Raw genomic sequence first — 25,637 nt, 5'->3', positions numbered from 1 at the left:
GGCTGAGGCGTCGGGCGGTGCGGCGCGCGGCGGAGCCCGTCAGGCCAGGCCGCGCGCCGCATGCCAGGCGGCGATCCGCTCGAGCGCCTCGTGGACGGCGTCCGGGCCGGCGGCGAAGGAGAGCCGGACGGACTCGGGCCCGTGGACGGCGTCGAAGTCGTCGCCGGGGGTCAGCGCGACGCCGGCCTCCTCCAGCAGGGCGGCGCAGTAGCCGACGGCGCTGCCGAACTCCGCCAGCATGCCCGGGGCGAGACGGGCCCAGAGGTAGAAGGCGCCGTCGGCGGGGGCGGCGTCGGCCCAGCCGAGCCGGGGCAGGGCGGCCAGCACGACGCCGCGCGTCGCCGTGAAGCCGCCGGCCTGCTCGGCACAGAACGCGTAGGACTCCTCGCTGAACGCGTGGACGGCCGCCTCCTGGGCCGCGGCGGGCGGGCAGAGGGCGACCGAGCCGGCGAGGCCGTCGACCGCGGCGGCGAGGTCGTCCGGCATGAGCATCCAGCCCAGCCGCCAGCCGGGCATGCCCCAGTACTTGGAGAACGAGCTGACCACGAGCGCGGTGCGGGAGGTGCGCCATGCGCAGGCGCCGAGCCCCTCCCCGTCCGTGTGCACGATGCCGTGGTAGATCTCGTCCGAGACGAGCCGCACACCGCGTTCCTCGCACCAGCGGGCGAGCTCGGCGAGCTCGTCGGCGCTGACCATCGTGCCCGTGGGATTGGCCGGGGAGGCGAGCACGAGCCCCGCGACCGGGCCCTCCGCGAGCGCCGCCTCCAGGTGGGCGACCGTGGGCTGGTAGCGGGTGCCGGCGTCGACGTCCACGTCCACCACCTCCACCCCGAGCGCCGTGAGGATGTTGCGGTACGCGGGGTAACCGGGGCGTGGCAGGAGCACGCGGTCTCCCGGGGAGAACGCCGCGAGGAAGCCGAGCATGAACGCCCCCGAGGAGCCCGTGGTGATCGCGACCTGCTCGGGGCGGACGTCGAGCCCGTACCAGCGGCGGTAGTGGCCGGCGACGGCGGCCCGCAGCTGCGGCAGGCCCAGCGCCGGGGTGTAGGTGAGGGCACGGCCGGAGGCGTGGACGGCGGCGGCCGCGGCGTCGACGGCGGGCGGGGCGCCCCCGCCCGGCTCCCCCGCGCACAGGCTGACGACGTCGTGGCCGGCGGCGCGCAGCTCGGCGACCCGGCCGAGGATGCTCATCACCGTGAACGGCGGCACCTGCGACCGGGCGGACGGCACGAAGGTGGGGTCGGCGGTGCTGGAACGGGACGGGCGACGCATGGCCCGAGGCTACCCCCCGCTTTCGTTCGGGAAACGGCGCCCCGGGGACGACTTTCGTTGACGAAACGGGCGGGCGGGCCGCCGTTTCCCGAACGAAAACGTCTCGACACGCCGCCGTTTCCCGAACGAAAACGTCCGGCGCGCCTCGCGCGGCCCTCACTCCTCGGCGCCGAGCATCTCCCGGATGTCCTCGGCGGTGAGGGAGTCGGTGAAGGCGCCGGCTCCGGAGTCGTCGGACTCGTCCATGAGCGCGCCGAACAGCTCGGCCTTGCGCCGCTGCAGCTCGAGCACCTTCTCCTCGATCGTCCCCTCGGACACGAGCCGGTAGACCATCACGGTCCGCTCCTGCCCGATCCGGTGCGCCCGGTCCACGGCCTGCGCCTCCGCAGCGGGGTTCCACCACGGATCCATGAGGAACACGTAGTCCGCCTCGGTCAGGGTCAGGCCGAAGCCGCCCGCCTTCAGGGAGATCAGGAACACCGGCGCCTCGCCCTCGCGGAAGCCGCGGATCACGTCGGCGCGCCCGCGCGTGGAGCCGTCGAGGTACGCGTGCTCGATCTCCAGGTGGTCCAGCTCCTCGGCGATCACCCGCAGGAAGCTCGTGAACTGGCTGAACACGATCACGCGGTGCCCCTCGCCGATCACCTCGGTGAGGTCGTCGAGGAACCGCTCGAGCTTCGAGCTGGGCACGGAGGCGTACTGGTCGTCGACGATCTGCGGCGCCAGCGCGAGCATCCGCAGCAGCGTGAGCGACGTGAAGATGGTGAACCGGTTGCCGTCCATGTCCCCGAGCAGGCCCAACACCTTGCGGCGCTCGCGCTGGAGCACGCGGTCGTAGAGCTTGCGGTGGGCCGGCTCGAGCTCCACCTGGAGGATCTGCTCCTGCTTGGACGGCAGGTCCTTCGCCACGAGCTCCTTGGAGCGGCGCAGCATGAACGGGCGCACGCGGCGGCGCAGGGCCGCCATCCGCTCGGGGTCCCCCCCGGTCTCGATGGGGGTCACGTAGGTCTCGCGGAACCGGCGGTGGCTCGGGAACAGGCCCGGCACGACGACGCCCAGCAGCGCCCACAGGTCGCTGAGGGAGTTCTCCATCGGCGTGCCGGTGATGGCCAGCCGGAAGGGGGCGCGCAGGTCGCGGGCCACCGTGTGCACCTTCGCGGCGCGGTTCTTCAGGAACTGTGCCTCGTCGAAGACCACCCCGCCCCAGTCGAGTCCGCCGTACTGGCCGGCGTCGATCCTCAGGAGCGTGTAGCTGGTGACCACCACGTCCGCCCCCGCCACCTCGTCCGCCACGGCGGTGCCGCGCTTGCGGGTGGTGGTGTCCAGGACGCGCACGTCGAGGTCCGGGGTGAACTTCTCGGCCTCGGCCGCCCACACGGACACCACGGAGCTCGGCGCGACCACGAGGAACGGCGGCCGCTCGGGCCGGGCCTGGCGCGCGTGGGCGAAGAGCGCGAGGGTCTGGACGGTCTTGCCCAGGCCCATGTCGTCGGCCAGGATCCCGCCGAGGTCCTGCTCCCACAGGAACGCGAGCCAGCGCAGGCCCTCCTCCTGGTAGGGGCGCAGGTCGGCCTTCAGGCCGGCGGGGCGCGGGGCCTCGGGGAGGCGCTCGACGGCGGCCAGACGCCCGACGGCGGCGGTCCACTCCGGGTCCTCGTCCACCTCGTCCGCGAGCTCCTTGAGGTCCTCCCAGAAGCCGACCTGGTGCCGTGAGACGGGGGTGTGCTCCGGGGTCCACTCCTGCAGGGTGGCGGCCTCGGAGAGCAGGGCGCGCAACCGGTCGAAGGCGGGGTGGTCGAGGCCCAGGTAGGAGCCGTCCGCGAGGATCAGCGTGGTCCTGCCCTGCACGAGCGCGGTGAACAGCTCCACGAACGGCAGCACGTGCCCGTCCACGGAGACCTGCACGCCGAGGTCGAACCAGTCGTTCTGCGTGGCCTTCGTGCCGACCTCGATGCGCGGGGCGGCCTTCAGCTCGCGGTAGTCGGGGCGGTCGCCGGTGACGTCCACGCGCACGTGGTCCGCGCGCTGCAGCAGCGGCAGCACCTGCTCGGAGAACCGGGCGGCGCCCACGCCCTCGAGGACCTGCTCCTCCGCACGGCCGGCGCGCGGCCAGAGCTCGGCCACGGCGCGCAGCACCGCGTCCTCGTGCCGGGTGTCCCGCAGGGGGTCGCCGCCGGCGTCGAGGCCGAGTTCGCGGGGCGGGTCGAAGTAGAGCCAGGACCAGCGCAGCACGAGCTCGTGGCCGGGTCGGAAGTCGGCGCGCAGCCGCAGCACGGGCGGCTCGAACTCGGGCAGCTCCACGGAGGCGTCGCCGCTGGTCACGGGCAGGGCGCCACGCAGCCGCGGGTAGATCCGGCCGAGGAACTCCTCGCGGTCCGCGGCGGGCACGCGCACGGGCCCGCCGGCGAGCACGAGCTGCTGCACGGCCTCGGGGACGGGGCGTGCGGCGGGGATCAGGTGGAGCACGGCCTCCTCGTCCGTGAGCTCCACGCGGTAGAAGCCGATGCCTCCCACGGCGTGCACACCGCTCAGCCCGAGGCCGGGCGGGGCCGGGTCCAGGGACGGGGCCACGTCCAGACCGCCGTCGGGGGCGCGGGTGACGTCCAGCCCGACGGCGACGGGCGCCTCCAGCACCACGTCCGTCAGCAGCCCCAGCGGCACGAGCTCCACCCCGACCTCGCGGGCCTCCGCGAGCAGCTGCCAGATCCGCGGGGAGTCGAAGACGTGCAGACCGAACCAGGCGTCGCCCGGGTAGGAGTCCTCGGCCTGGACCTGACGCCAGATCAGGCGCATCGCCCGCTCCTGGGCGGGGGCGAACTCGGCGCGCGGGAACTGGAACGCCTTCCACGTCAGCCCGCCCTTGATCCACGTCCCCTTGGCCCCGCGCTTGAGCGGGCGCACGGTCACGTACAGCGGGCGGCCCTCGCGCACCTGCTCCTCCCCGGCGGTCGCCGGGCCCCACTGCTGGAACGCGTTGCGGGAGGACTCGGCCACGAGCTCCACGCCGATCGCCAGCGCGGGCGGCGTGCCCACCCGGCGCGGGCCGTGGAGTCCGGCCAGCGGCTCCATGACCCGTCGCCAGTCCAGGCCGGCAGGGGGTGGGGGTGCCGCCCCGTCCGCGGCCGGGGCGTCGAGGCCGGCCGGGCCGCCGCCGTCGTGGCCCCGGCCGGCGGGCGCGGGCAGCGCGTCCGCCGTGGTGACCATCTCGGCGAGCTTGCGGCGGGCGTCGTCGAGGGCCTGGTCGGCGTCGAGGCGGACCACCTGGTAGAGCGCGGCGGCCACGTGCTTGCAGTCCGTCCCGACCGGGCACGTGCAGCGCCCGCCCACCGGCTCCATGAGGGCGCCGGCGCCGTCCTCGGCGGCGTCGTCGTAGGCCTCCTGCAGCTGCACCTGCACCCGGTAGGGGCTGGGCGCGGTGCCCTGGACGGAGGCGCTCAGACGGCCGGTGGCGGCGTCATAGCGCAGGCGCCCCACGGCACCCGACGCGGCCACGGCGAAGCCGCGGTCCGCACTGGTGGGCCCGACGACGGCGCGGATGGCCTCGGTGCGCAGGTGCGGCAGGACGTCTCCGGAATCTGCAGTGGCCATAGCGAGCAGTCTTTCACGGACCGTGCCGGGCCCGCTCCGACCGACGCAGGTCCGGCGGCGTGCCCACTCACGGGCCCCGGGTCCGCACACCTGAGACCTTCAGCCCGACCCGCCCCGGACCCTAGAGTGCGCCCATGGCGTCCACACAGCCCTCCCCCGTCCCCGCCGGTGCCACGCCGGCGTCCCACACCTCCCCCCTCGGCCTGTCCCTGCCGGACGGCCGGGGCCGTCGCGTCCTCGTCACCGGTGCCACCGGTTACGTGGGCGGGCGCCTCATCCCCGAGCTGCTCGCCGCCGGCTTCGACGTCCGGGCCGGCGCCCGGAACCCCTCCGACCTCGCGGACCGACCGTGGTCGGACAGCATCGAGGCGGTGGAGCTCGACCTCACCGAGGCGGACCTCGTCGAAGCCGCCATGCAGGACGTGCACACCGTGCTCTACCTCGTGCACTCCATGGGCGGGGGCGGCGACTTCGTGGCCCAGGAGCAGCGGATCGCGGACATCGTGGGCACCGCCGCGGACACGGCCGGCGTGGCCCAGCTCGTCTATCTCTCCGGCCTGCACCCGGACACGGTCCCCGTCGCGGAGCTGTCCGACCACATGCGCTCCCGCGCCCTCGTGGCCGAGCGTCTCGAGCGGGCGGCGACCCCGGCACTGACGTTCGAGGCCGGGGTGATCATCGGCTCGGGCTCCACCTCGTTCGAGATGATCCGCCACCTCGCCGAGCGGCTGCCCGTGATGCCCGGCCCGTCCTGGCTGAGGAACCGGGTGGAGCCGCTGGCCATCCGCGACGTCCTGTACTACCTCCTGCAGGCCTGCGCCCTCCCGGAGCCCGTGCAGCTGCGGGCCCAGATCGGCAACGGGCACCCCCAGCCGTTCGCGAGCGTGCTGGTGGACTACGCCAAGGCCGCCGGCCTGTCCCGGCGCATCGTGATCCCCACCCCGTTGCCCTTGAAGACCCTGGCGGGCTTCTGGATCGGCATGGTGACCCCCATCCCGGTCGCGGTGGCCCTGCCCCTGGCCGCATCCCTCGCCGAGGAGGCGGTCGTGGAGGACCGCTCGGTCCGCGACCTCATCCCGGACCCGCCGGGCGGGCTGACCTCCTACATGGACGCCGTGCGGCTGGCGCTGAAGCGGGAGAAGGAGGGCCCCCTGGACGTCACCTTCGACGCGGACCTCCAGAGCTCCGCGGACCCGGCCGCCCCCCTGCCCTCGGATCCCGAGTGGGCCGGCACCACGGTCTACACGGACGAGCGCGAGCGCGAGTCCGACCTGCCCGCGCAGGAGGTGTGGCCGGTGATCGAGTCGGTGGGCGGCGCCAACGGTTGGTATTCGACCCCGCTGCTGTGGAAGATCCGCGGGCTGATGGACAAGTTGGCCGGCGGGCCCGGCCTGACCCGCGGCCGGCGGGACCCGAACCACCTGCGACGCGGCGACGCCGTGGACTGGTGGCGGGTGGAGGACGTGGAGCCGGGGCGGCGGCTGACCCTGCGGGCGGAGATGAAGGCCGGCGGGCGGGCCTGGCTGCAGCTGAGCACCGAGCCGCGGGAGGGCGGAGGCTCCGTCTACCGCCAGCGGGCGGTCTTCATGCCGGACGGCCTGCTCGGACGCGCCTACTGGACCGCCATCCTGCCCTTCCACGCCGTGGTGTTCCCGGAGATGGCCGCGAACATCCTGGCCGAGGCCAGGCGCCGGCACGACGGCGGCGAGCGTCCCCGCACCCGCGGCCTGCTGCGGCCGCTGGTGGACCGGCTGCCCCTGCGTCGCAACCCGTTGGACAGGCGAGCCCGCGGCGCCGGCGGCGCTCAGTCGCGGGACTGACCGTCGGGGCCACGCCCCCAGTGGGGCCGGGGGCGTGACCGGGCCGCCCGGCGCAGCCACCGCCGCCCGGGGGACAGCCGGGCCCAGTTGACCTGCAGGGTGGTGACCGCCATCCGGCCCTGCCGCACCCGCTGGCGCAGGGAGTGGAAGATGCGCCCGGCGACCTCCACCCGCAGGTCCGGATCGAACCGGATCCGGCGGCCGGCCAGGGCCAGCTGGAAGGACAGGTCCAGGTCATCGTGCACGTCCCCGCGTTCGCGGTGGACGCGGGTCCGCACAGCCTGCCACGCCTCGGCGCGCAGGGCGCAGTTGGAGCCCCAGACGGGGGTGGCCGCCACCGCGGCGCCCGCCCCCCAGCGGTACGCGCCGGTGTAGAGCGCCGCCCGCACCCGTCCCCGGAGGCCGGGCTGGTCGTGGAAGGTCCCCGGCCCGGTGAGGGCGTCGAGCCCGGGGTCGGCGTCGAACCGAGCCACGATCCGTTCGAGCCAGTCCGCGGGCATCCGCGTGTCGGCGTCGCAGCGCACCAGCAGTTCCCCGACCGCGGCGTCCAGGCCGGCGGCCGCCGCGGCCGGGACCCCGCGGCGCGGCTCGTGCACCACCCGCGCGCCGGCGGCGCGGGCGAGCACCGCCGAGTCGTCCACGCAGCCGTTGTCCACCACCACCACCTCCAGCGCCGGCCGGCTCTGGGCGGCCAGCAGGGCGAGACACACGCGCAGGTGCTCGGCGTCGTCGAGCACCGGGACGACCACGGAGACCGTGGGGCGGGCCGGGGTCACCGGATGCGCTCCCGGCGCACGGCGAGGGCGGCGCCGATCCCGGCGCCGACGAGATCGGCGGCGAGGTCGCCGATGGTGTCCGTGTAGCCCACACCGATCTCGGGGGTCACCGCCGTGTGCCCCCACCATTCGGCCAGCTCCCACACCACGCCCAGGGCCACGGCGGCGGCCGCGATCCCCAGCCCGGCCAGGCCCGGGCCGAGCAGCGCCACGGCCTGCCCGGCCTCGGTCCCCCGACGCCGGAGCCATGCCCCCACCACCAGTGCCGTCAGACAGGCGACCACGGCGGAGGCGGCGGCGTGCACGAGCAGGTCCAGCGACGGCACCCGCGGGTAGAGGCCGATGACGCTCAGCCACCCGGCCAGCAGCAGGACCGCCTGCGCGGCCCAGTCCAGGACTCCGCCCGGGGCGAGCCAGCGGGTGAGCCACTGGGAGCCGAACACGAGCAGCATCGCCGCCGCGGACGGCCATCCGGCGTGCACCGCCGCGACCGGGACGAGGATCAGGCCGAGCGCGCGCAACAGGTCTGCGGGGATCAGCGGCAGCATGTCAGCGATCGCCCGGGTGGGGGCGGCGTCCCGGCCGCCGGCCGCGCCGACCGGCACGACCACGGCTCGTCAGCAGCAGCCAGAGCGCCGGCAGCAGCAGGGCGGAGCCGAGCGGGTAGGCGAAGTCCTCGACGGGCGCCTGGCCCACGTAGGCACCCACCAGCAGCTCATGGCCGTAGTCGAAGAGCCCCGCGGCGATCATCACGTTGTCGAAGACCGCCGTGAGGGCCCACAGGGCCACCAGGGTGGCCGCCACGGCCCGCAGGTGCCCGCCCCGCACGCGGCCGACGAGGGCGGCGCCCACGAGCACGGCCAGGGCGAAGCCCACGAAGACGAGGACGAGGTCGAGGAAGGTCACCGGCTCCCCCGGTCGGTCGGATCGGCCGCCGTCGCGGCACGGGCGTCACCTCGCCGGCCGCGCAGCAGGCGCAGCGCCCCGGTGAACAGCACCATCGTGATCTGGCTGAGGAAGAGCAGGAAGAACCCCTCCTCCAGGGGCAGCTGGGGGGCGAGCATCACCCCGGTCATGTAGGGCGACTGCCGGTGCAGGAACACGCCTTCGGCGATCCCCCACAGGTCCCAGGCGAAGAAGTAGGCCACCCCGGCGGCCAGCACCAGCAGCGCCGGGAGCGGGCGATGCCACAGGAACAGCTCGAAGCGCCGGTCCACCAGCAGCATGCAGCCGATGACACCCAGCAGGGCCAGCAGGTAGATCATGCCGCGGCCCCCCGGCTCAGCGCCCACCCGATCAGCAGCAGGGTCACGAGGAAGCCGGTCACGTAGTTCAGGGGGAGGAACAGCTGCCAGCCGCGGTGGGCCGCGCCCGAGGTGGCGTCCGTGATGCGGCGGAAGCGCAGGGTGTTCACCACGTAGGGCACGGCCAGCAGCGCCGCGAGCGGGCCCGGCGGGTCGGTGGCCAGCAGCAGCAGGCCCGCCGCCGTGTACAGGCCGGCGGCGAGCAGGACGGTGCGCCGGGCGCCCAGCACGGTGGCCACCGAGGCCAGGCCCCCCTCCCGGTCCGGCACCACGTCCTGCACGGCCCCGAACATCTGCGAGGCCATGCCCCACAGGAAGAACGCCCCCAGCAGCGCCGCCAAGGCGGGCGTGGGGGTCGCCCCGGCGAGCACGAGGCCGTAGACCGCGGGGGAGACGAAGTGGGTGGCGGAGGTCGCCGCGTCCAGGAAGGGCCGCTCCTTGAACCGCAGCCCCGCCCAGGAGTACGCCACCACCGCGAACAGGCTCACCGCCAGCACCAGCATGGCGGCCCACTCGCCCCGCACGGCGGACCAGCCCGCGAGCACGGCCACGAACGGCACGGGCAGCAGCACCGACCACGCCAGCACCCGGCGGCGCACCGCAGGGTCGCCCAGCACGGAGCCCTCCACACCCCCCTTGCGGGGGTTGCGCAGGTCCGAGGCGAAGTCGAACACGTCATTGATGCCGTACATGGCCAGGTTGTAGGGCACCAGGAAGAACACGACGCCCAGGACCACCAGCCACGCGGGCAGCCCCCCGGTCAGGATCGCGGCGGCGGCGAACGGGTACGCCGTGTTCACCCAGCTGACCGGCCGGGACGCCCAGAAGAGGGTGCGGATCATGTGCCGCTCCCCCCGGGGCCCGCGGACCGGGCCCTGCGCGCGTCGTGGCGCAGTTCGTCCCGGACCACTTCGGCGGAGATCAGGCACATGGGCACCCCGATGCCCGGGCGCACCGAGGAGCCCGCGTACATCAGGCCGGCCACGTCCGCGTCCCGCACCGAGGGGCGGAACATGGCCGACTGCGTCAGCGTGTGCCCGGGGCCCAGCAGCGAACCCCGCCAGGCGTGCACGTCCGCGGCGAAGTCACCGGGCCCGTAGGTGCGCCGCACCACGATGCGCTCGGCCAGGTCGGGGATCCCGGCCCAGCGGGCCAGCTGGTCGAGGGCCCGGTCCGCCACGGCCTCCACCTGGGCGTCCCCGGCGCGGTCCACCCGCCAGCCCTCGCCGTCACGGACCCGGATGCCGCCACGCCCCCACCCCGGCTCGGCGGGGGCCGGGACGAGGATGAACAGGTTCTCGTCGCCCTCCGGGGCCACCCCCGGGTCCGTGGCGGAGGTGCGCGAGACGTAGATCGACGTGTCCGCGGCGAGGTCCTCTCCCCGCTCGATGCGCCCGAAGTTGTCCTCCCAGTCCGCCGTGAACAGCAGGGTGTGATGGGCCAGCTGGGGCAGGGATCCGCGCACCCCCACGCACACGAGCACGCCGGAGGGGCCGGGGTCGCGCCGGTCCCACGTGGACTCCGCGACGCGCCGGCCGGGAGGCAGCAGACGGGTCTGCACGTGGTGCAGGTCCGCGGCGGCCACCACCACATCGGCGTCGAGGCGTCCCGCGGCGCCGTCGTCGGACCGCCAGGCGACGCCGGTCACCCGGCCCGGGCGGCGACGTCGGCCCTCGTCCCCGCGGGCTGCTCCCGGCCTGGGCAGGCGGGCGGCCAGGCGTCCGAGGCGGCCGGCGGGGGCGGGACGGTCCACGACCTCCACGGCGGTCGCCTCGACCCCGGTGCGGATCTCCACGCCGGCCTCACGCACGACCTCCGCCATGGCGTCCACGAGGGCCGCGAACCCGCCGAGGGGGTACTGCACGCCGTCGGCGAGGTCCAGATGGGACATCAGGTGGTACATGGCGGGGGCACGGTCGGGGGACGTGCCGAGGAAGACCGCCGGGTAGCCCAGGATCTGGCGCAGCCGGGGATCCTGGAAGCGGGCCGCCACGTGGGAGCGCAGGCCCCCCAGCAGCTGGGGCCCGAGGGCCGGCAGGGCGCGCAGGACGTCCGGGTGGGCCAGGGCGGCCGGCCGGCGGAAGTCCGTGTAGAGGAAGTGCTCCTTGGCGAGCCCGTAGATCCGGGACGCGGAGTCGAGGTAGGCCCGCAGCCGGCGCCCGGCGCCGGGCTCGAGGGACTCGAACAGCGTCTCCGCGTGGCCGGTGCGCACGTCCACGGGGGGCTCGTGGAGGTGCCCCTCGAAGTACACCCGGTAGCCGGGGTCCAGACGGCGCAGGTCCAGCCGTTCGGCGGCGGAGGTCCCCATGAGGCGGAACCAGCGGTCGATCACCTCGGGCATCAGGTACCAGGAGGGCCCGGTGTCGAAGGTGAACCCCGCCTCAGACCAGCGTCCGGCACGGCCGCCCAGGACGGCGCCGCGCTCCAGCAGCGTCACCCGGTGCCCGTCGCGGGCCAACAGGCCCGCCGTGGCCAGTCCGGCGAAACCGCCGCCCACCACCACGGTGCGCGGGCCGAGAGCGGTGTCCCGGGCGCTCATCGGCGGCCTCCCCGGCGGCCCCGTGCCAGGACGCGGGCGGCGATCCGGGCCTTCTGATGGTCCGGCACCCGGACACGGCGGTGGGCCAGCTCGGCCGCCGGGGTCGCCTCGATCCGGTCCACCAGGGCCGCGAACAGTCCGTGCGCCAGGGCCACGGCGCGCTCGGCCCCGGGGTCCAGGACACGGATGCCGGGCAGGGCGGCGTCGAGGTCGGCGCGGACCTCGGCCACGAGCTCGGCCTTGCGGGCCTCGGTGAGCACGCCCGGTGCGGCACCGGGCAGGTAGGTGCGGCCCAGCTCGTGGTGGTCCGCGGCCAGGTCCCTGAGGAAGTTGACCTTCTGGAACGCCGCCCCCAGCCGGGAGGCCTGCGCGCGCAGCTCCTGCCGCTGGCCCGGGGTCCGGGCCCGCGTGCCGGGGAGGGAGAGGAAGACCTGCAGGCACATCAGCCCCACCACCTCGGCCGAGCCGTGGATGTAGGCGTCCAGGGACTCGGCGCCGTGCTCGCGGATCCCCAGGTCCGCGCGCATGGAGGCGAAGAAGGGACGGGTCAGCTCCGGGGTGATGCCGTGGCGACGGGCCACGTCGGCGAAGGCGTGCAGGACCGGGTCGGTGGCGAAGCCCGACGCCATCGCGGCCTCACACGCCCGCTCGTAGTCGTCCAGGGCGGCGCGGACCCCGGCCTCGTCGAGCCCGGCGGCCACCGCGACGCCGTCGACCACCTCGTCGGCGACGCGGACCATGGCGTAGATCGTCGCCACGTCCTGGCGTGCCTGCCGGGGCAGGGTGCGGCAGGCCCAGGAGAAGGACGTGGAGTAACGGCGGATCACCTGGGCCGCTGCGGCGTGGGCCGTCCGCGTGTACAGCGCGGCAGGGATCGGGGCGGGCGCGGCCATCTCAGGACCTCCGGGTCAGCACGGCGTGGCAGGCGTCGGCGAACTCCGCCCGGACCGTCTCGTCCAGGGGCAGGGCCGCGATGCGCTCGCGGGCGCGGACGGTGAGCTCGGCGGCGACGTCGAGGGCGTGCTCCCGGGCACCGGCCGCCTCGAGGGCGCGGCGGGCGGCCTCGATGTCCGCGGGGGTGGCCGGGCCCGCGTCGAGCAGGGCGCGGACGGCGGGGATGCGGCGGCCGTGGGCGGTGAGCACGGTGGCCTTGCCCTCGCGCAGGTCGCCGTCGGCGGACTTGCCGGTCTCCCCGGGATCGCCGAACACGCCGAGGACGTCGTCGATCACCTGGTAGGCGGCGCCGAGGTCGGCGCCGGCCTCGCCCATCGCCCGGGCGAGGTCGGGATCCGCCCCGGCCAGGAGGGCGCCGGCGCGCAGGGGCGCGCCGACCGTGTAGTGCGCCGTCTTGAGCCGTTGCATGGCGAGGATGCGGTCGGGATCGGGCTCCTCACCGGTGTGGCGGGACAGCCCCAGGAGCACGTCCTCGAGCTCGCCGGCCGCAGTCACGGCGGCGGCGTCGAAGACGACGGCGGCGGCCTCGGCGGCCCGGGCGGTGTCGGCGGCACAGGTGGCGGCGAGCCGGAACGCCTGGGTGAGCAGGACGTCCCCCGCGATGAGGGCGACGGCGACCCCGGCGTGGGCGGCGTCCGCGGCGGGCACCCCGCGGGCCTCGAGGCGGTGCCGGGCGGAGGCGTGCACGGCGGGCTGGCCGCGCCGCAGCACGTCCCGATCGATGACGTCGTCGTGGACGAGCAGCGCGGTGTGCAGCAGTTCGAAGGCGGCCCCGAGTCGGTCGACGGCAGCGCGGCCGGACGGAGGGACCGGGTCGGCGGTCGCCAGGCGCCAGCCGAGCTCGACGAGACGGGGGCGGATGAGCTTGCCGGCGCCCACATGGACGTGGAGCGAGTCGAGCAGCTCGGCGAAGGCGGCGGATCCGGGCGCCTGGGCCGCGGCATGTCGGAGCGCGGCGTCCAGCTCGGCGGTCACCCCGGAGAGCGCGGCCTCGCCGCCCGTCCTCACTTCACCCATGGCGCCTCCTCGGTGGCGGACACGACGCGGCACCGACCGCCGCATCTGTTCGACCGTCTAACTTCTGGACGCAGAAGACACTACGGGCCGCGCCGGTCCCGCGTCCATCCGCGGCGGTCCCGGGCGGCGCGATCTCACGACGCACGGGGCCGCCGGCGGGATCAGGCGTCGGCGGACGCCGTCTCCAGGGTGATCTCCGGGTCCACGATCTGACCCTCCCACTCACCGGAGACCCCGTACACGACGCAGTGCTTCTCGTCGGTGCCGTAGTTGCCCAGCTCGGAGGAGGTCAGGACGGCCCCGTTCAGCTGGTCCTCCTTCTCCTCGCTCAGGCGCTGGGCCTGGGCGGTGCAGGTCTGGGCGGCGGCCGGGTCGGCCTCCTCACCCTCGGCCACGGCCGGCACGGCCCAGAGGTACTCCGCGGTGTGGGCGCCCTTGCAGTCGGTGGTCTCGAAGGAGGACAGGTCACGGGCGCCGAGCGGGGCGGTGAAGCACGTGCCGGCCTCGTAGTCGGCCGGGGCCGCGGACAGCGACGACGCCGAGGCGGACGACGACTCCGCACCCTGCGCGGACGCGGAGGCGGGCGCCGTCGTCGAGGCGGACGCGTCGGCGTCGGACGAGTCCTGACCGCCGCACGCGGTGAGGGCCAGCAGCGCGGCAGCGGACAGGCCGGCAAGACGGGCGGAACGGGACAGGGCGGCGAAGGCCATGGGGGTGCTCTCCTCGAGTGACGTGGGACGCGCCGGGGTGTGGCGCCGACCTCAGCACTCTAGCCACGCCCGGCCGTCGGGATCGGACTGAGGTGACGTGGCCCACATCTGATGGGTGGCCCGGCTCGCCTGCCACACTGAGAGGCATGCAGACCCCGGCCACGCCCTCCCCGCCCGACCGCCCCTCCCCCGTCGCCCGACCGTGGATGGCGGCCTCGGACGTCCCGGTCGCAGGCCCCGACGACGTCGAGCGCGTGGTCCTGCTGTCCCCGGAGGGCGAGGCCGTAGGCACGGAGGCCAAGGCCACGGTCCACCGCCGCACCGAGGACGGCGGCACGCCCCTGCACCTGGCCTTCTCCTGTCACGTGTACGACGAGGCCGACCGGTTCCTGCTCACCCGCCGGGCGCTGGGCAAGGCGGCGTTCCCCGGGGTGTGGACCAACGGGTTCTGCGGGCACCCCGGCCCCGGCGAGTCCCCCGCGGAGGCCGTGCTGCGCCGCGCCCCGCAGGAGCTGGGCGTGGAGGTGTCCGACGTCGTCGAGGTGCTCCCCGACTTCCGCTACCGGGCCGCGGACGCCTCCGGCATGGAGGAGCACGAGATCTGCCCGGTGTTCCGGGCCCGGATGCACGGCGACCCCGCCCCGGAGCGGGACGAGGTCGCGGAGTGGTGCTGGGTGGAGCCGGCCGATCTGGCCGCCGCCCTGGCCGCCGTCCCCCGGGCGTTCAGCCCGTGGCTCGTGGAGCAGTGGCAGCAGGGGGCGTTCGACCCGCGGTGAGCGGCCGGCGCGGCGACGCCGCGCGGGCCGTCAGCGGCCGTTGACGTCGTCGAGGTGGGCGGCGGTGGACTGCACGGCCTCGTCCTGCGCCGGCTCGGCGTCGCCCTGCTGGCCCTGCTGCTCCTCGGCCATGCGGCGGACCTCCGCGACGTCGAGGCCCTTGACCTGGTCGAGCAGCTGCTCGAGCGCGGTGCCCGGCAGGGCGCCGGCCTGGGAGAACACGAGCACGCCGCCGCGGAAGGCCATGAGCGTGGGGATGGAGGTGATGCCGGCCATCGCCGCCAGCTGCTGCTGGTCCTCCGTGTCGACCTTGGCGAACACGACGTCGTCGTGCTTCTCCGAGGCGGCCTCGAACACGGGGGCGAACTGGCGGCACGGGCCGCACCAGCCGGCCCAGAAGTCCACGAGCACGGTGTCGTTCTCGGCGACGGTGGAGCCGAACTCCTCGAGGGTCAGGTCCTTGGTGGCCACGGTGGGTCCTTTCGTCAGCGGGGCCGACGCGCTCACGCCGGCGATCGTCCTGCCGACCACAACGGACACCCCGCCGCACCTATTCCGCCCCACCCCACTTTCGTTCGGGAAACGGCGGCGTGTCCCGGCACTTTCGTTCGGGAAACGGGCGCCTTCCACGCACTGTCGTGGCCGAGACGGGAGCCGTCGTCGTCGCTTCCTAGACTGACCGCATGACCGCCACTACCGCCCTGCCCCTGCTCGTGCTCAACGGCCCCAACCTGAACCTGCTCGGCACCCGCGAGCCCGAGGTCTACGGCACGGCCACCCTCGACGACGTCCGTGCGCTCACCGAGGCCCGCGCGGCCGAGCACGGGCTGACCGTGGACTTCCGACAGTCCAACCACGAGGGCGAGCTCATCGACTGGATCCAGGAGGCCCGCACCTCCCACGCTGGCGTCCTCATCAACCCCGCCGCGTACTCGCACACCTCCATCGCGATCCGCGACGCCCTCGCCGCCGTCGACCGGCCGATCGCCGAGGTGCACATCTCCAACGTCCACCGGCGCGAGGCGTTCCGGCACCACTCGCACGTCTCCGCCGTCGCCGACGTCGTGATCGCCGGGGCGGGCGTCCAGGGCTACGCCCTCGCCGTCGACTGGCTCGCCGCGGCTGTGCGCCGCTGAGCGCTGGTCAGGACCCGCCTGGCCGTGCCTAGGGTCGGTGGTACGAGCCGGTGGCCACATCAGGGCGCCGGCACCCGACGACGAAGGAGTCACGCCATGGGCACCCAGGATCCCCGCGCCCGTCTGCTCGAGAAGCTCGCGAAGGTGAACGTCTGCATGCTGACCACCGCTGAGCGGGACGGCACGCTCGTCACCCGCCCGATGGGCCTGCAACAGGCCGAGGACGGCGGCACGCTCTGGTTCCTCACGCGCGCCACCTCCGACGTCGCCGCGGACGCTCCGCAGCGCCCGGTCAACGTCGCCGTGCAGGACAAGGACTTCTGGGCCTCCCTCGCGGGCCACGGTCAGCTCGTCCGCGACGACGCGCGCAAGAAGGAGTTCTGGAACCCGGCCACCGAGGCCTTCTTCGGTGAGGGCTCGAGCCCCGAGGATCCGCAGATCGTGCTCGTGCGCGTGGACGTGCAGACCGCCCAGTTCTGGGAGTCCCCGGGCGCGGTGGCCACCGCCGTCGAGCTGGTCAAGGCCAAGGTCACCGGCGGGACCGCCGAGCCGGGCGACAGCGAGACCGTCCGCTTCTGACGGCGCTCCCCGACGCCGGCCCCGCGGCTTGCCCGAGGACGGGCCGGTGGGCGCCGCGCGCGGGGCCTCGGCAGGTCAGTCGACGTCCTCGGCCGCCAGCTGGCCGCACGCGCCGTCGATCTCCTTGCCGCGGGTGTCGCGCAGGGTGGTGGGGATGCCGGCGGCGTTGAGCCGGTCCACGAACTCGCGCGTCACGTCCTTCTCCGAGGCGGTCCAGATGGAGCCCGGCGTCGGGTTCAGCGGGATCGGGTTCACGTGCACCCAGCCCTTGCCCCGGGCGTTGAGCTTCTTGGCCAGCAGGTCGGCGCGCCACGCGTGGTCATTCATGTCCTTGATGAGCGCGTACTCGATGGACACCCTGCGCCCGGTGGCCACGAAGTAGTCGTACGCGGCGTCGATCGCCTCGTCCGCCTTCCAGCGTGAGTTCACGGGGATCAGCTCGTCGCGCAGCTCGTCGTCCGGCGCGTGCAGGGACAGCGCGAACGTCAGCGGCACGCCCTCCTCGGCCAGCTTCCGGATGGCCGGCACCAGGCCGACGGTGGACAGCGTGATGTTCCGCGCGGACATGCCCAGGCCCTCAGGCGAGGGGTCCACCATGCGGTGCACGGCGGCCATCACGCGCTTGTAGTTGGCCAGGGGCTCACCCATGCCCATGAACACGACGTTGGTGACGCGGTCGGCGTCGTGCCCGCCATCCTTGCGCTTGCCGCCCAGTCCGCCCTGGGCGATCACCTGGTTGGCCAGCACGATCTGCTCCACGATCTCCGCCGTGGACATGTTGCGGGTCAGCCCGGCCTGGCCCGTGGCGCAGAACGGGCAGTTCATCCCGCAGCCGGCCTGGCTGGACACGCACAGCGTCACGCGGCCGGGATACCGCATCAGCACGGACTCCACGAGAGCGCCGTCGAACAGCCGCCACAGGAACTTGACGGTGTCCCCGCGGTCGGTCTCCATGCGCCGGACCTCGGTGAGCAGCGGCGGGAAGAACGCCTCCGCGATCGCCTCCCGCTTGTCCTTGGGCAGGTCCGTCATCTGCTCCGGATCGGTGGTGTAGTGCTCGAAGTAGTGCACCGAGAGCTGCTTGGCGCGGAACGCCGGCAGCCCGATCTCCTTGGCCTTCTCCTGCCGTTCCTTCAGCGTGAGGTCGGCCAGGTGGGTGGGCGGCTGGGAGACGCGCGGCTGCTTGAACTGCAGCTGCGGTCGGCCGTCCGGGCCCATCGGCTGGGTCCAGCCCTCGGTCTTCGGCATCACCTGGGGGCGCTCGGCGGTGGCGGCCTCGCGGCGCTTGGGCGCGGAGAGCTGGTGGCCGACGCCGGCGCGGCGCATGCGCTCTCGGTCCTCGGCGAGCTGGCGCGCCTCGGACTCGTCGATCAGGCCGCGCTCGGGGCGGCCGAGGGCCGGCTTGCCGGCGCGGTCCCTCTGGCGGTTCGGGGTGGGCTTCGATCCGGGGCGGCGGGGCTGGTAGTCAGACATCGGCACCATTCTCCCAGACGGGGCGGACTTCGCGGCGGGTCGCCTCCACGTCGACGGCGCCGCGCGGCTTTCGCGTCCGGGGCAGCCCCCGCAGGACCCAGCGGACGACGACGCCGCGCACCGTCGCCGGCAGCGGCCGGTACAGGGTGCGCGCCAGCCCCCAGAGGCGTGCCTCCCGGACGGAGTCCCGCCCAGTCCAGGACCAGCCGAGGCCGGCGCGCACGCGGCCTGGGAGGAGACCGGCGGTGACGAACCGGGCCAGGGGCATAGCCGCCCGCAGCGGCGCGGGGACGCCCTGGCCGGAGAACAGGTCGGCGGCGACCCGCCGCGCGTCGTCCGTGACCTCGAGCCGGGCCACCCGGTCGTCCCAGTAGTCCGCAAACGCCGCGCGGTCGACCGGCCAGGCGGAGGCGGGGACCTCGAGGCTCGTGGCGAGCGGGGCGTACCCGCGGTAGAGGCGGTCGGCGTCCTCGGCGTCGAGGGCGCCCCACATCCGGCGGCGCACCTGCTCCCCCATCGCATAGAGGGTGGCGGCCACCCAGAGCTGGGCGTCCGGGTCGGCGGCGTCGTAGGGGTGGCCTCCGGCGTCGAGCCCGCGGACCGGGCGGTGCGCCGCCCGCACCCGGTCGACGACCGCGTCGCGCAACGGCGCGGCCTCGGGGAGGGTGACCGCGTAGATGTAGGCGAGCGTGTGGCGGAGCCGGCGCATCGGGTCCTCGGTGAACCGGGAGTGGACGGCGACGCCGGCCCCCACCGGCCGGTGCGCCACCTGGAGCAGGATCGCCGCACCGGCACCGGCGAGGATCACGGCCTCGCGGGCGAGGGCGGCCGCGGAGGTCGGGGCGGAGTGGCAGTCGGGGCGCATGGTCCCAGCCTCGCACCGGGCCGGGCGGAGGGGCAGGGGGCCGAGATGAACGGTGCCGTTCACCTTCTGTTCATCTTGCTGTTCGCCTGCCGCTCGTGGCACCTCGATCCGAGAACCGCATGATTGCGCTGATTTCGCGCCATGCAGGCATGCGCGACAGGGTGTCACAGGTCACGTTGGTGAACACGGAGTTGCACTCCGGGAGGAAATCTGTAAACTTGTTCACAAGCAGTTCACCTAGCGTTTACGGAACGCGAGGTCGGGACTCCACCGAACTCATCACCCGCGGCCCCGCCGCGACGATCCGCCGGACTCGTGGTCCGGCAACCAAAGGAGGTGCTCACCGTGAGCATCAACACGACCAGCCACCACCTGCCCACCGCCCCGAGCCCCCTCATGCAACGCCACGTGCTCCAGCGCGTCGAGGAGACCCTCCTCCGCCGCTTCGAGGGCACCGTCACCGCCGAGACCGTCCGCTCGGTCGTCCGCGAGGTCGTCGCCGACCTCAAGCGCGGCGCCCGCATCACCACCTTCCTGCCGGCCCTCGCCGAGCGCGAGGCCACCCGCCGCCTCCAGGCCGCGACGCCGGCCCACGAGGCCATGGCCGTCGCCGCCTGATCCCCCATACCGACGCGACGACCCGTCGGCCCGCCCCGCGAGGGGCCGTGGCCGGCGGGTCTTCTCGCCTCCCCGGACGCTTTCGTTCGGGAAACGGCGGGCCCCAGGACGCTTTCGTTCGAGAAACGGTGTGAACGCTCCGGGGCGCCGTTCCCCCGCCGCCCACGCGACTCCGAGGTGCGGCGCCGTTTCTCACACGAAAGCACCGCGACACGCCGCCGTTTCCTACACGAAAGCGTGGGTGACGCGGACGGGGGGCCCGGCACGGGAGGCCTCAGTCCTCGGCGACGCCCAGCGCTCGGCGCATCGGCAGGAACTTGGCCCGGATCTCCGTGACCTCCTCCTCGGGCACCGCTCCCGGGACCATCCCGCCCCCGGCCTGCAGCCGCACCCCGCCGGGCACCTGCTGGCCACAGCGCAGCGCCAGGGCGATCTCGCCGTCGCCGTCCTGGTCGAGCCACCCGACCGGGCCCGCATAGCGGCCGCGGTCCACGGGCTCGACCTCCGCGATCACCCTCACCGCGTCCGGCGTGGGGGTCCCGCCGACGGCCGCCGTCGGATGCAGCGCGGCCACCACGTCCAGCACGGTCCCCCGCCCATCCCGCAGCCGGCCGCGCACGGACGTGGCCAGGTGGTGCACGTTCGGCAGGGTCAGGACGGTGGGCGCGGGGTCGTCATCGGCGAGGTCGACGACGGGCGCCAGCGCGTCCAGCACCGACCGCGCCGCCCAGCGATGCTCCTCCGCCAGCCGCGGATCACAGGCCAGACGCTCCCGCAGCGCGGCGTCCTCCTCCTCGTCCGCGCCGCGCGGCATGGACCCCGCCAGCACCCGCGAGCCCACGAGCCCCGCGTGCCGCGTGGCGAGGACCTCGGGCGTGGCGCCCAGCAGCCCGCCGACGGCGAACACCCAGGTCTGCGGGTACTCGCGGCGCAGGGCCCCGATCGCCCGCCACAGGTCGGCGTCGTCCGCGGGGACGGTCATCGTGCGGCTGATCACGACCTTCGCCAGCTCCCCGCCCGAGTCGGCCATCCGCGTCAGCAGCTCGCGCACCCCGGCCGCGTAGCCGGCGTCGTCCCAGGCACGGTCGGCGACGTCGGCGGGCAGGGGCACCGCGCCGTCGGCCAGCAGCCGGGCTCCACGGTCCGCGGCGACGGCGGCTGCGAGCGCGTCCGCGTCCATGTGCTGGGCCACGTCCCGCACGCCGGACGGCGTGGCGCGGCGCAGATCCGCGGGGATGCGCAGGACCGCGGGCTCGGGCGAGTCGTCGGCGAAGGTCGAGGAGATCCAGCCCCGCAGCGGGGCCGTCGGGTCCGGTCGCCCGGCGACGGCGGCCTGCCACAGCGCGGAGAGCCGGCGGAGCCGGTCGGTGCCGTCCAGGAGCACGGTCCAGCCGCCCTCGCCCCGCCACGCGTCGTCCCCGTGCGCCCACAGCACCGCCCGGGCGAACGGGGGGACGGCGGCCTCGGGGGTCCCGGTCGCGGGGGTGCCGAGGTCCGGGAGCAGGGAGCGGACAGACATGGCCCCCATTCTCTCCCACCTCGGCGGACCCCCGCTCCGGGCCCGGGCGTCGGCCACCGCCCCGACGACGGCGGCGAGCAGCGTCGTCGGGCGCGGAGGGATCCCGTCAAGGCTTGCGCCGGCACACCCGACGTCGCAGGGTGGGGGCACCCGTTCACCTCGCGTTCAGCCGACCGCCTTCCCCGGAGGACTCGCATCATGGCCCCCATCCCCCCGGACCCCCACGCCGATCACGCACCGGCGGTGGACGACATGCCGCTGGACACGACGGCCGCGCCGGACACCCTCGCCCCGGTGGACCCCGTGCCGCACGGGATGGCCGCGCACGTGCTGGAGCGCGAGGTCCGGCCGCTGATGGCGCGCTTCCCCGGCGTGGCCGACGAGGCGACGGCGCGTCAGGTCCTGTTCGACTCCTACGCCGAGCTCGCCGCGACGAGCCGCCACCCGGAGATGCTGCCGACCATCTCGGTGCAGCATGCCGCCTCGCGCCTGCGCGCCAGGGCGATCAACCAGGGCAGCATCGAGTCCCGCCACCCGCGTGTGCTGTTCGTCTGCCACGGCAACGCCGGCCGCTCGCAGATGGCCGCGGCCCTGCTCGAGAACCGCACCCACGGCGAGGTCAGGGCCCGCTCGGCCGGCACGGAGCCCGCCGGCGAGGTCATCTCCACCGCGTTCGAGGCGATGAACGAGATCGGCATCCCGCTGCACCACACGTACACCAAGGGCCTGGACCCGGACGTGCTCCGGGCCGCCGAGATCGTGGTGCTCTTCGACGGCGCGGATCCGTTCGAGATCCCCGAGGGCGCGCAGGTGCAGAAGTGGTCCGTGCCGTCGATCCGCGGCATGAGCCTCGAGCAGGTGCGCGGCGTGCGCGACGCCCTGGACCTGGAGGTCCGCGGCCTGATCGCCGATCTGGGCGAAGCCGCCACCCCGCTGCCGGAGGAGGGCACCCGCGTCGGCCGACCCCTTGACCTATACCCCCCTGGGGTATAGAACAGGGGGTATGAGCACGGACAGCACGACGACGGCGCCCGCCGCCGCCTCGCCCCTTCCGTCCGCCGCGGCGGACGCCTGCGACGGCCACCGGCCCCCGCACGAGGTGCACCGGGACAAGGCGAAGCACCTCGCTCGACTGCGCCGCATCGAGGGGCAGGTGCGCGGCCTCCACCGCATGGTGGACGAGGACGTGTACTGCATCGACGTCCTCACGCAGGTCGCCGCCGTCACGAAGGCGCTGCAGTCCCTCAGCCTGAACCTCACCTCGGAGCACCTGCGTCACTGCGTGGCGGAGGCCGCGGTGCAGGCCGAGGCGGAAGGCCGCACCGAGCTCATCGACGAGAAGGTCGCCGAGGCGACGGCCGCCCTCGGCCGCCTGCTGCGCTGACCGGCGCCGTCGCCCACCCACCACCGCACGAGGAGCACGAGATGACCACCACCGACCTGAAGATCACCGGCATGACTTGCGGCCACTGCGTCGCCTCCGTCCAGGAGGAGCTCGGCGAGATCGCCGGCGTCTCCGCCGTGGACGTGGACCTGAACTCCGGTGGCGTCTCCACCGCCACCGTCACCTCCGAGGCCCCCCTCGACCCCGCCGCCGCGCGCGCCGCCGTCGAGGAGGCCGGCTACACGCTGGTGGGGGCCTGACCCATGACCCACCCCGCCTCCTCCACCCCGGCCGGCCCGCAAACCGAGACCACCCGCCGCGTCGACCTGGACGTCACCGGCATGACCTGCGCCTCGTGCGTGGGTCGCGTCGAGCGCAAGCTGGGCAAGCTCGAGGGCGTCACGGCGTCCGTGAACCTGCCGCTCGAACAGGCCACCGTCACCGCGCCCGCCGGCGTGTCGGACGAGGAGCTCGTGGCCGCCGTCGAGAAGGCCGGGTACGGCGCCACGGTGCGCCGTCCCGCCCCGCCGGCCGGCCAGGCCGGGCACGCGGGACACGCGGGACACGCCGGGCACGCGCACACCTCCGACCACGGCGAGGGCCACGCCGCGGACCATGACGGCGTGGACCACCACGACCACATGGCCCACGGTCCGAGTGAGGACGTGCTCACGCCGCGCCTGATCGGCGCGGCGGTGCTGACGGTGCCGCTCGTGTTGATCTCCATGGTCCCGGCGCTGCAGTTCCCGCACTGGGGCTGGGTCGCGTTCGCCCTGGCGGCGCCCGTGGCGCTGTGGGCGGCGTGGCCGTTCCACTCGGCGGCGTTCCGCGCGGCCCGGCACGGCTCGTCCACGATGGACACCCTCGTGTCCGTGGGCGTGCTCGTCTCCTTCGTGTACTCGGCCGTGGAGCTGATCCTGGCGCCGGACATGACCGCCCACGTGGGCGGGACCATGGCGGAGATGGCCCACCACAGCCTGTACTTCGAGACGGCCGCGGTCATCACCACGTTCCTGCTGCTGGGCCGCTGGCTCGAGGCCCGCGCCAAGCGTGAGGCCGGCGCCGCGCTGCGCGCCCTCCTGGACCTGGGCGCGGCCCAGGCCACCCTCTACGACCCCGAGACCCACGCCGAGCGCACGGTGCCCGCCGAGTCCCTCGCGCCGGGCGACGTCGTGCTGATCCGCCCCGGCGAGAAGGTGCCCACGGACGCCGAGGTGCTCGAGGGCACCTCGGCCGTGGACGCTTCCCTGCTCACCGGCGAGTCCGTGCCCGTGGAGGTCGGCCCCGGGGACGCCCTCACCGGCGCCACCCTGAACACCTCGGGCCGGCTCGTGGCCCGCGCGACGCGGGTCGGCTCGGACACGACGCTCGCCCAGATGGGGCGGCTCGTCTCCGAGGCGCAGACCGGCAAGGCGCGCGTGGCCCGGTTGGCCGACCGCATCTCCGCCGTGTTCGTGCCGATCGTGCTCGGGATCGCCGTGCTGACCTTCGCGGTGTGGATGATCGTGACCGGCGACCTGCCGTCCGCGCTGCGCGCCGGCGTGGCCGTGCTCGTGATCGCGTGCCCGTGCGCCCTCGGCCTGGCGACCCCGGTCGGCCTGCTGGCCGGCACCGGCCGCGCCGCGCAGCTGGGCATCCTCATCCGCGGCCCCGAGGTGCTCGAGGACTCGCGCACCGTGGACACGATCGTGCTGGACAAGACCGGCACCGTGACCGAGGGCCGCATGGCGCTGGCGGACGTGCTCGTCCTCGACCCCGCTTTCGTGGCCGAAACGGGCGCCTCCCGGAGCGCTTTCGTTGACGAAACGGCGCCGGACCAGGCCGCCGACGTCCTGCTGACCCTGGCGGCCGCCGTCGAGCGCGGGTCCGAGCACCCGATCGCCCGCGCGATCGTGGCCGGCGCCGAGGAGCGCGGCCTGACCGTGCCCGGCGTGGCGGACTTCGCCTCCACGGCCGGCGGCGGCGTGTCCGGGCTGGTCGCCCTCCCCCACGACGACGGCGCCCTCGGCTCCGGCGCGCACGGCGCCGCCGGCCCGGATCCGGTCCGCGTGGCCGTCGGCCGCGGCTCCGTCCTCGAGACCGCCCTCGACGGCGGCATCCCCGCCGAGCACCGTGCCGCGTTCGAGGCGGCGGAGCAGGCCGGCGCCACGGCCGTGTGGGTCGCGGTCGGCGGCCGCGTGGCGGGCGTCCTGTCCGTGCGGGACACCGTGAAGGAGACCTCGGCGGACGCCATCGCCCGGCTCAAGGAGCTCGGCCTGCGCCCGCTGCTGGTGACCGGGGACAACGCCGCCGTCGCCACCCAGGTGGCGGCCGCCGTCGGGATCCCGGCCGAGGACGTGGTGGCCGGCGTGCGCCCCGAGGACAAGGTGGACGTGGTCCGCCGGCTCCAGTCCGAGGGTCACGTGGTGGCCATGGTCGGCGACGGCGTCAACGACGCCCCGGCCCTGGCTGCCGCGGACATGGGCATCGCGATGGGCTCCGGCACGGACGTGGCCCGCGAGGCCGCGCAGATCACCGTGATGGGCGACGACCTGCACCAGGTGGTCCAGGCGCTCGACCTGAGCCGCCGCACGCTGGGGATCATCCGGATGAACCTGTTCTGGGCGTTCGCCTACAACGTGCTCGGCATCCCGGTCGCGGCCCTGGGCCTGCTCAACCCGATGATCGCCGGCGGCGCGATGGCGGCCTCGAGCGTGCTCGTGGTGCTGAACTCGCTGCGGCTCACCCGCTACGCGCGGTGAGCCGGGGCGGGGCCGGCCGAGCCGGGTCCACCCCGGCCGGCCGGCCGGCCGGTCAGGGCAGGCATTCGCGGGAGTACTCGAGCCACTGCTCGAGCTCCCCGGACTCCTCCCAGAGCTGGTAGAGCTCGGAGCAGGAGGGCTCGCGGATGACCACGCCGATCAGCTCGCGCAGGGTCTCGATGTCCTCGTCCGAGAACTGGCCGATGAAGGCGGTGAGGTCCACCTCGTCCGCCTCCGCGTGCTCGAGCAGGGCCTCGAGGTCCGCGTGGTCCTCGTTCCGGGCGATCCGCACGAGCGCCCCGAGGGTGAGGAGTGCGGCGCCCTGGCTCGCGGTCAGGTGGCCCTCGTCCTCGTCGCGACGGAAGTTCTTGCGGAACTCGTCGAGGTCGAAGGTGCCGTCGAGGACCTCGTCCACGATGTCCAGCGCGGTGTCGTTCTGGAAGACGTTTCTGCCCCATGCGCCCATGACCTGACCCTAGGGCATGTCTGACAATCGTTTTGACCATGCGATCACAGCATTCAGGACCACAGCGGCCCTGTAGATGATCGCGTACTTGTCATACCGG

The 25,637-nt window shown here is 74.7% G+C and carries 25 protein-coding genes; 9 read left to right on the top strand and 16 right to left on the bottom strand.

All coding sequences use genetic code 11. The annotated features are described in order from the left end of the window. Positions 1-39: 39 nt before the first annotated feature. On the bottom strand, positions 40-1,272 hold the full coding sequence (locus NR073_RS10120) for an aminotransferase class I/II-fold pyridoxal phosphate-dependent enzyme (RefSeq protein ID WP_256748791.1): 1,233 nt from the start codon (positions 1,270-1,272) through the stop codon (positions 40-42). 156 nt (positions 1,273-1,428) lie between these two features. After that, positions 1,429-4,860 (bottom strand): SNF2-related protein, encoded by a 3,432-nt coding sequence (locus NR073_RS10115; RefSeq protein ID WP_250202951.1) that lies wholly within the window; start codon positions 4,858-4,860, stop codon positions 1,429-1,431. Positions 4,861-4,994: 134 nt separating this feature from the next. On the opposite strand from NR073_RS10115, the gene NR073_RS10110 reads away from it, so the two are divergent. Next, complete coding sequence (locus NR073_RS10110) at positions 4,995-6,680, top strand: SDR family oxidoreductase (protein ID WP_044659278.1); 1,686 nt, start codon at positions 4,995-4,997, stop codon at positions 6,678-6,680. On the opposite strand, the gene crtX is transcribed toward NR073_RS10110, so the two are convergent. The 9 genes from crtX to NR073_RS10065 form a co-directional block, all read right to left on the bottom strand. Further along, positions 6,665-7,456, bottom strand: a complete 792-nt coding sequence (gene crtX, locus NR073_RS10105) for a C50 carotenoid glucosyltransferase CrtX (RefSeq protein WP_036340477.1) — start codon at positions 7,454-7,456, stop codon at positions 6,665-6,667. The two genes, NR073_RS10110 and crtX, sit on opposite strands and share 16 nt — an antisense overlap. Continuing rightward, entirely contained in the window at positions 7,453-8,004 is a 552-nt protein-coding gene (locus NR073_RS10100) for a hypothetical protein (protein ID WP_200891085.1), read from the bottom strand. Before NR073_RS10100 ends, crtX begins: the two co-directional genes overlap by 4 nt. 1 nt (position 8,005) lies before the next feature. Further along, entirely contained in the window at positions 8,006-8,362 is a 357-nt protein-coding gene (crtYh, locus tag NR073_RS10095; RefSeq protein ID WP_044659280.1) for a C50 carotenoid gamma-cyclase subunit beta CrtYh, read from the bottom strand. Continuing rightward, complete coding sequence (gene crtYg / locus NR073_RS10090; RefSeq protein ID WP_044659281.1) at positions 8,359-8,748, bottom strand: C50 carotenoid gamma-cyclase subunit alpha CrtYg; 390 nt, start codon at positions 8,746-8,748, stop codon at positions 8,359-8,361. The genes crtYh and crtYg overlap by 4 nt, the downstream gene beginning before the upstream one ends. Then, positions 8,718-9,602: a prenyltransferase gene (locus NR073_RS10085; protein ID WP_044659282.1), complete on the bottom strand. Its 885-nt coding sequence runs from the start codon at positions 9,600-9,602 to the stop codon at positions 8,718-8,720. Before NR073_RS10085 ends, crtYg begins: the two co-directional genes overlap by 31 nt. Then, positions 9,599-11,299: a phytoene desaturase family protein gene (gene crtI, locus NR073_RS10080; protein ID WP_044659283.1), complete on the bottom strand. Its 1,701-nt coding sequence runs from the start codon at positions 11,297-11,299 to the stop codon at positions 9,599-9,601. Before crtI ends, NR073_RS10085 begins: the two co-directional genes overlap by 4 nt. Next, the gene (locus tag NR073_RS10075) at positions 11,296-12,192 is read right to left on the bottom strand and encodes a squalene/phytoene synthase family protein (protein WP_044659284.1); all 897 of its coding nucleotides are present in this window, start codon (positions 12,190-12,192) and stop codon (positions 11,296-11,298) included. The genes crtI and NR073_RS10075 overlap by 4 nt, the downstream gene beginning before the upstream one ends. 1 nt (position 12,193) lies before the next feature. Next, positions 12,194-13,270 (bottom strand): polyprenyl synthetase family protein, encoded by a 1,077-nt coding sequence (locus tag NR073_RS10070; RefSeq protein ID WP_044659285.1) that lies wholly within the window; start codon positions 13,268-13,270, stop codon positions 12,194-12,196. A gap of 161 nt (positions 13,271-13,431) precedes the next feature. Further along, positions 13,432-13,980: a hypothetical protein gene (locus NR073_RS10065; RefSeq protein WP_044659286.1), complete on the bottom strand. Its 549-nt coding sequence runs from the start codon at positions 13,978-13,980 to the stop codon at positions 13,432-13,434. A 146-nt stretch (positions 13,981-14,126) separates the two neighbouring features. Here NR073_RS10065 and idi point away from each other — a divergent pair, with 146 nt between their 5' ends. Further along, on the top strand, positions 14,127-14,756 hold the full coding sequence (idi, locus tag NR073_RS10060; RefSeq protein ID WP_044659287.1) for an isopentenyl-diphosphate Delta-isomerase: 630 nt from the start codon (positions 14,127-14,129) through the stop codon (positions 14,754-14,756). A gap of 30 nt (positions 14,757-14,786) precedes the next feature. Here idi and trxA read toward each other — a convergent pair whose 3' ends face one another. Continuing rightward, a complete protein-coding gene (gene trxA / locus NR073_RS10055) occupies positions 14,787-15,227 on the bottom strand; it encodes a thioredoxin (RefSeq protein ID WP_044659288.1) in 441 nt (146 codons plus the stop codon). Between the two features lie 212 nt (positions 15,228-15,439). Between trxA and aroQ the strand changes: the two genes are divergently transcribed. Together aroQ and NR073_RS10045 are read left to right on the top strand one after the other, a co-directional pair. Next, entirely contained in the window at positions 15,440-15,892 is a 453-nt protein-coding gene (aroQ, locus tag NR073_RS10050; protein ID WP_044659289.1) for a type II 3-dehydroquinate dehydratase, read from the top strand. A 96-nt stretch (positions 15,893-15,988) separates the two neighbouring features. Beyond that, complete coding sequence (locus tag NR073_RS10045) at positions 15,989-16,471, top strand: pyridoxamine 5'-phosphate oxidase family protein (RefSeq protein ID WP_044659290.1); 483 nt, start codon at positions 15,989-15,991, stop codon at positions 16,469-16,471. A gap of 75 nt (positions 16,472-16,546) precedes the next feature. On the opposite strand, the gene rlmN is transcribed toward NR073_RS10045, so the two are convergent. Together rlmN and NR073_RS10035 are read right to left on the bottom strand one after the other, a co-directional pair. Beyond that, the gene (gene rlmN / locus NR073_RS10040) at positions 16,547-17,944 is read right to left on the bottom strand and encodes a 23S rRNA (adenine(2503)-C(2))-methyltransferase RlmN (protein ID WP_036384305.1); all 1,398 of its coding nucleotides are present in this window, start codon (positions 17,942-17,944) and stop codon (positions 16,547-16,549) included. Continuing rightward, on the bottom strand, positions 17,937-18,809 hold the full coding sequence (locus NR073_RS10035; RefSeq protein ID WP_044659291.1) for an oxygenase MpaB family protein: 873 nt from the start codon (positions 18,807-18,809) through the stop codon (positions 17,937-17,939). The genes rlmN and NR073_RS10035 overlap by 8 nt, the downstream gene beginning before the upstream one ends. 345 nt (positions 18,810-19,154) lie before the next feature. Here NR073_RS10035 and NR073_RS10030 point away from each other — a divergent pair, with 345 nt between their 5' ends. After that, a complete protein-coding gene (locus tag NR073_RS10030) occupies positions 19,155-19,427 on the top strand; it encodes a three-helix bundle dimerization domain-containing protein (RefSeq protein WP_227448856.1) in 273 nt (90 codons plus the stop codon). 274 nt (positions 19,428-19,701) lie between these two features. Here NR073_RS10030 and NR073_RS10025 read toward each other — a convergent pair whose 3' ends face one another. After that, positions 19,702-20,946, bottom strand: coding sequence for an isochorismate synthase MenF (locus tag NR073_RS10025; RefSeq protein WP_095347741.1), 1,245 nt, complete (start codon positions 20,944-20,946; stop codon positions 19,702-19,704). 198 nt (positions 20,947-21,144) lie between these two features. Here NR073_RS10025 and NR073_RS10020 point away from each other — a divergent pair, with 198 nt between their 5' ends. The 4 genes from NR073_RS10020 to NR073_RS10005 are packed head-to-tail and all read left to right on the top strand — an operon-like array spanning position 21,145 to position 25,071. Continuing rightward, positions 21,145-21,939, top strand: a complete 795-nt coding sequence (locus NR073_RS10020) for a low molecular weight phosphatase family protein (RefSeq protein WP_127435491.1) — start codon at positions 21,145-21,147, stop codon at positions 21,937-21,939. Positions 21,940-21,949: 10 nt separating this feature from the next. Continuing rightward, on the top strand, positions 21,950-22,330 hold the full coding sequence (locus tag NR073_RS10015; RefSeq protein ID WP_002856860.1) for a metal-sensitive transcriptional regulator: 381 nt from the start codon (positions 21,950-21,952) through the stop codon (positions 22,328-22,330). Positions 22,331-22,371: 41 nt separating this feature from the next. Then, positions 22,372-22,590, top strand: coding sequence for a heavy-metal-associated domain-containing protein (locus tag NR073_RS10010; protein WP_098094125.1), 219 nt, complete (start codon positions 22,372-22,374; stop codon positions 22,588-22,590). A 3-nt stretch (positions 22,591-22,593) separates the two neighbouring features. Further along, positions 22,594-25,071: a cation-translocating P-type ATPase gene (locus NR073_RS10005; RefSeq protein WP_206495874.1), complete on the top strand. Its 2,478-nt coding sequence runs from the start codon at positions 22,594-22,596 to the stop codon at positions 25,069-25,071. A gap of 52 nt (positions 25,072-25,123) precedes the next feature. On the opposite strand, the gene NR073_RS10000 is transcribed toward NR073_RS10005, so the two are convergent. Then, complete coding sequence (locus NR073_RS10000; RefSeq protein ID WP_230278162.1) at positions 25,124-25,537, bottom strand: DUF4259 domain-containing protein; 414 nt, start codon at positions 25,535-25,537, stop codon at positions 25,124-25,126. Positions 25,538-25,637 lie beyond the last annotated feature (100 nt).

This window comes from Micrococcus sp. Mcc28, assembly GCF_024519775.1.
Classification (GTDB): Bacteria; Actinomycetota; Actinomycetes; order Actinomycetales; family Micrococcaceae; genus Micrococcus; species Micrococcus luteus.
The sequence above is the reverse complement of the archived record's forward strand: the minus strand, read 5'-3'. Positions and strand labels throughout refer to the sequence as shown.

Coding starts and splice junctions, on each gene's coding strand:
- NR073_RS10000 (WP_230278162.1), bottom strand. CDS start 25,537: ATGGGCGCATGGGGCAGAAACGTCTTCCAGAACGACACCGCGCTGGAC.
- crtI (WP_044659283.1), bottom strand. CDS start 11,299: ATGAGCGCCCGGGACACCGCTCTCGGCCCGCGCACCGTGGTGGTGGGC.
- idi (WP_044659287.1), top strand. CDS start 14,127: ATGCAGACCCCGGCCACGCCCTCCCCGCCCGACCGCCCCTCCCCCGTC.
- aroQ (WP_044659289.1), top strand. CDS start 15,440: ATGACCGCCACTACCGCCCTGCCCCTGCTCGTGCTCAACGGCCCCAAC.
- NR073_RS10115 (WP_250202951.1), bottom strand. CDS start 4,860: ATGGCCACTGCAGATTCCGGAGACGTCCTGCCGCACCTGCGCACCGAG.
- NR073_RS10075 (WP_044659284.1), bottom strand. CDS start 12,192: ATGGCCGCGCCCGCCCCGATCCCTGCCGCGCTGTACACGCGGACGGCC.
- NR073_RS10020 (WP_127435491.1), top strand. CDS start 21,145: ATGGCCCCCATCCCCCCGGACCCCCACGCCGATCACGCACCGGCGGTG.
- NR073_RS10010 (WP_098094125.1), top strand. CDS start 22,372: ATGACCACCACCGACCTGAAGATCACCGGCATGACTTGCGGCCACTGC.
- NR073_RS10070 (WP_044659285.1), bottom strand. CDS start 13,270: ATGGGTGAAGTGAGGACGGGCGGCGAGGCCGCGCTCTCCGGGGTGACC.
- NR073_RS10035 (WP_044659291.1), bottom strand. CDS start 18,809: ATGCGCCCCGACTGCCACTCCGCCCCGACCTCCGCGGCCGCCCTCGCC.
- NR073_RS10045 (WP_044659290.1), top strand. CDS start 15,989: ATGGGCACCCAGGATCCCCGCGCCCGTCTGCTCGAGAAGCTCGCGAAG.
- NR073_RS10025 (WP_095347741.1), bottom strand. CDS start 20,946: ATGTCTGTCCGCTCCCTGCTCCCGGACCTCGGCACCCCCGCGACCGGG.
- NR073_RS10015 (WP_002856860.1), top strand. CDS start 21,950: ATGAGCACGGACAGCACGACGACGGCGCCCGCCGCCGCCTCGCCCCTT.
- NR073_RS10065 (WP_044659286.1), bottom strand. CDS start 13,980: ATGGCCTTCGCCGCCCTGTCCCGTTCCGCCCGTCTTGCCGGCCTGTCC.
- NR073_RS10110 (WP_044659278.1), top strand. CDS start 4,995: ATGGCGTCCACACAGCCCTCCCCCGTCCCCGCCGGTGCCACGCCGGCG.
- NR073_RS10005 (WP_206495874.1), top strand. CDS start 22,594: ATGACCCACCCCGCCTCCTCCACCCCGGCCGGCCCGCAAACCGAGACC.
- rlmN (WP_036384305.1), bottom strand. CDS start 17,944: ATGTCTGACTACCAGCCCCGCCGCCCCGGATCGAAGCCCACCCCGAAC.
- NR073_RS10085 (WP_044659282.1), bottom strand. CDS start 9,602: ATGATCCGCACCCTCTTCTGGGCGTCCCGGCCGGTCAGCTGGGTGAAC.
- NR073_RS10120 (WP_256748791.1), bottom strand. CDS start 1,272: ATGCGTCGCCCGTCCCGTTCCAGCACCGCCGACCCCACCTTCGTGCCG.
- NR073_RS10100 (WP_200891085.1), bottom strand. CDS start 8,004: ATGCTGCCGCTGATCCCCGCAGACCTGTTGCGCGCGCTCGGCCTGATC.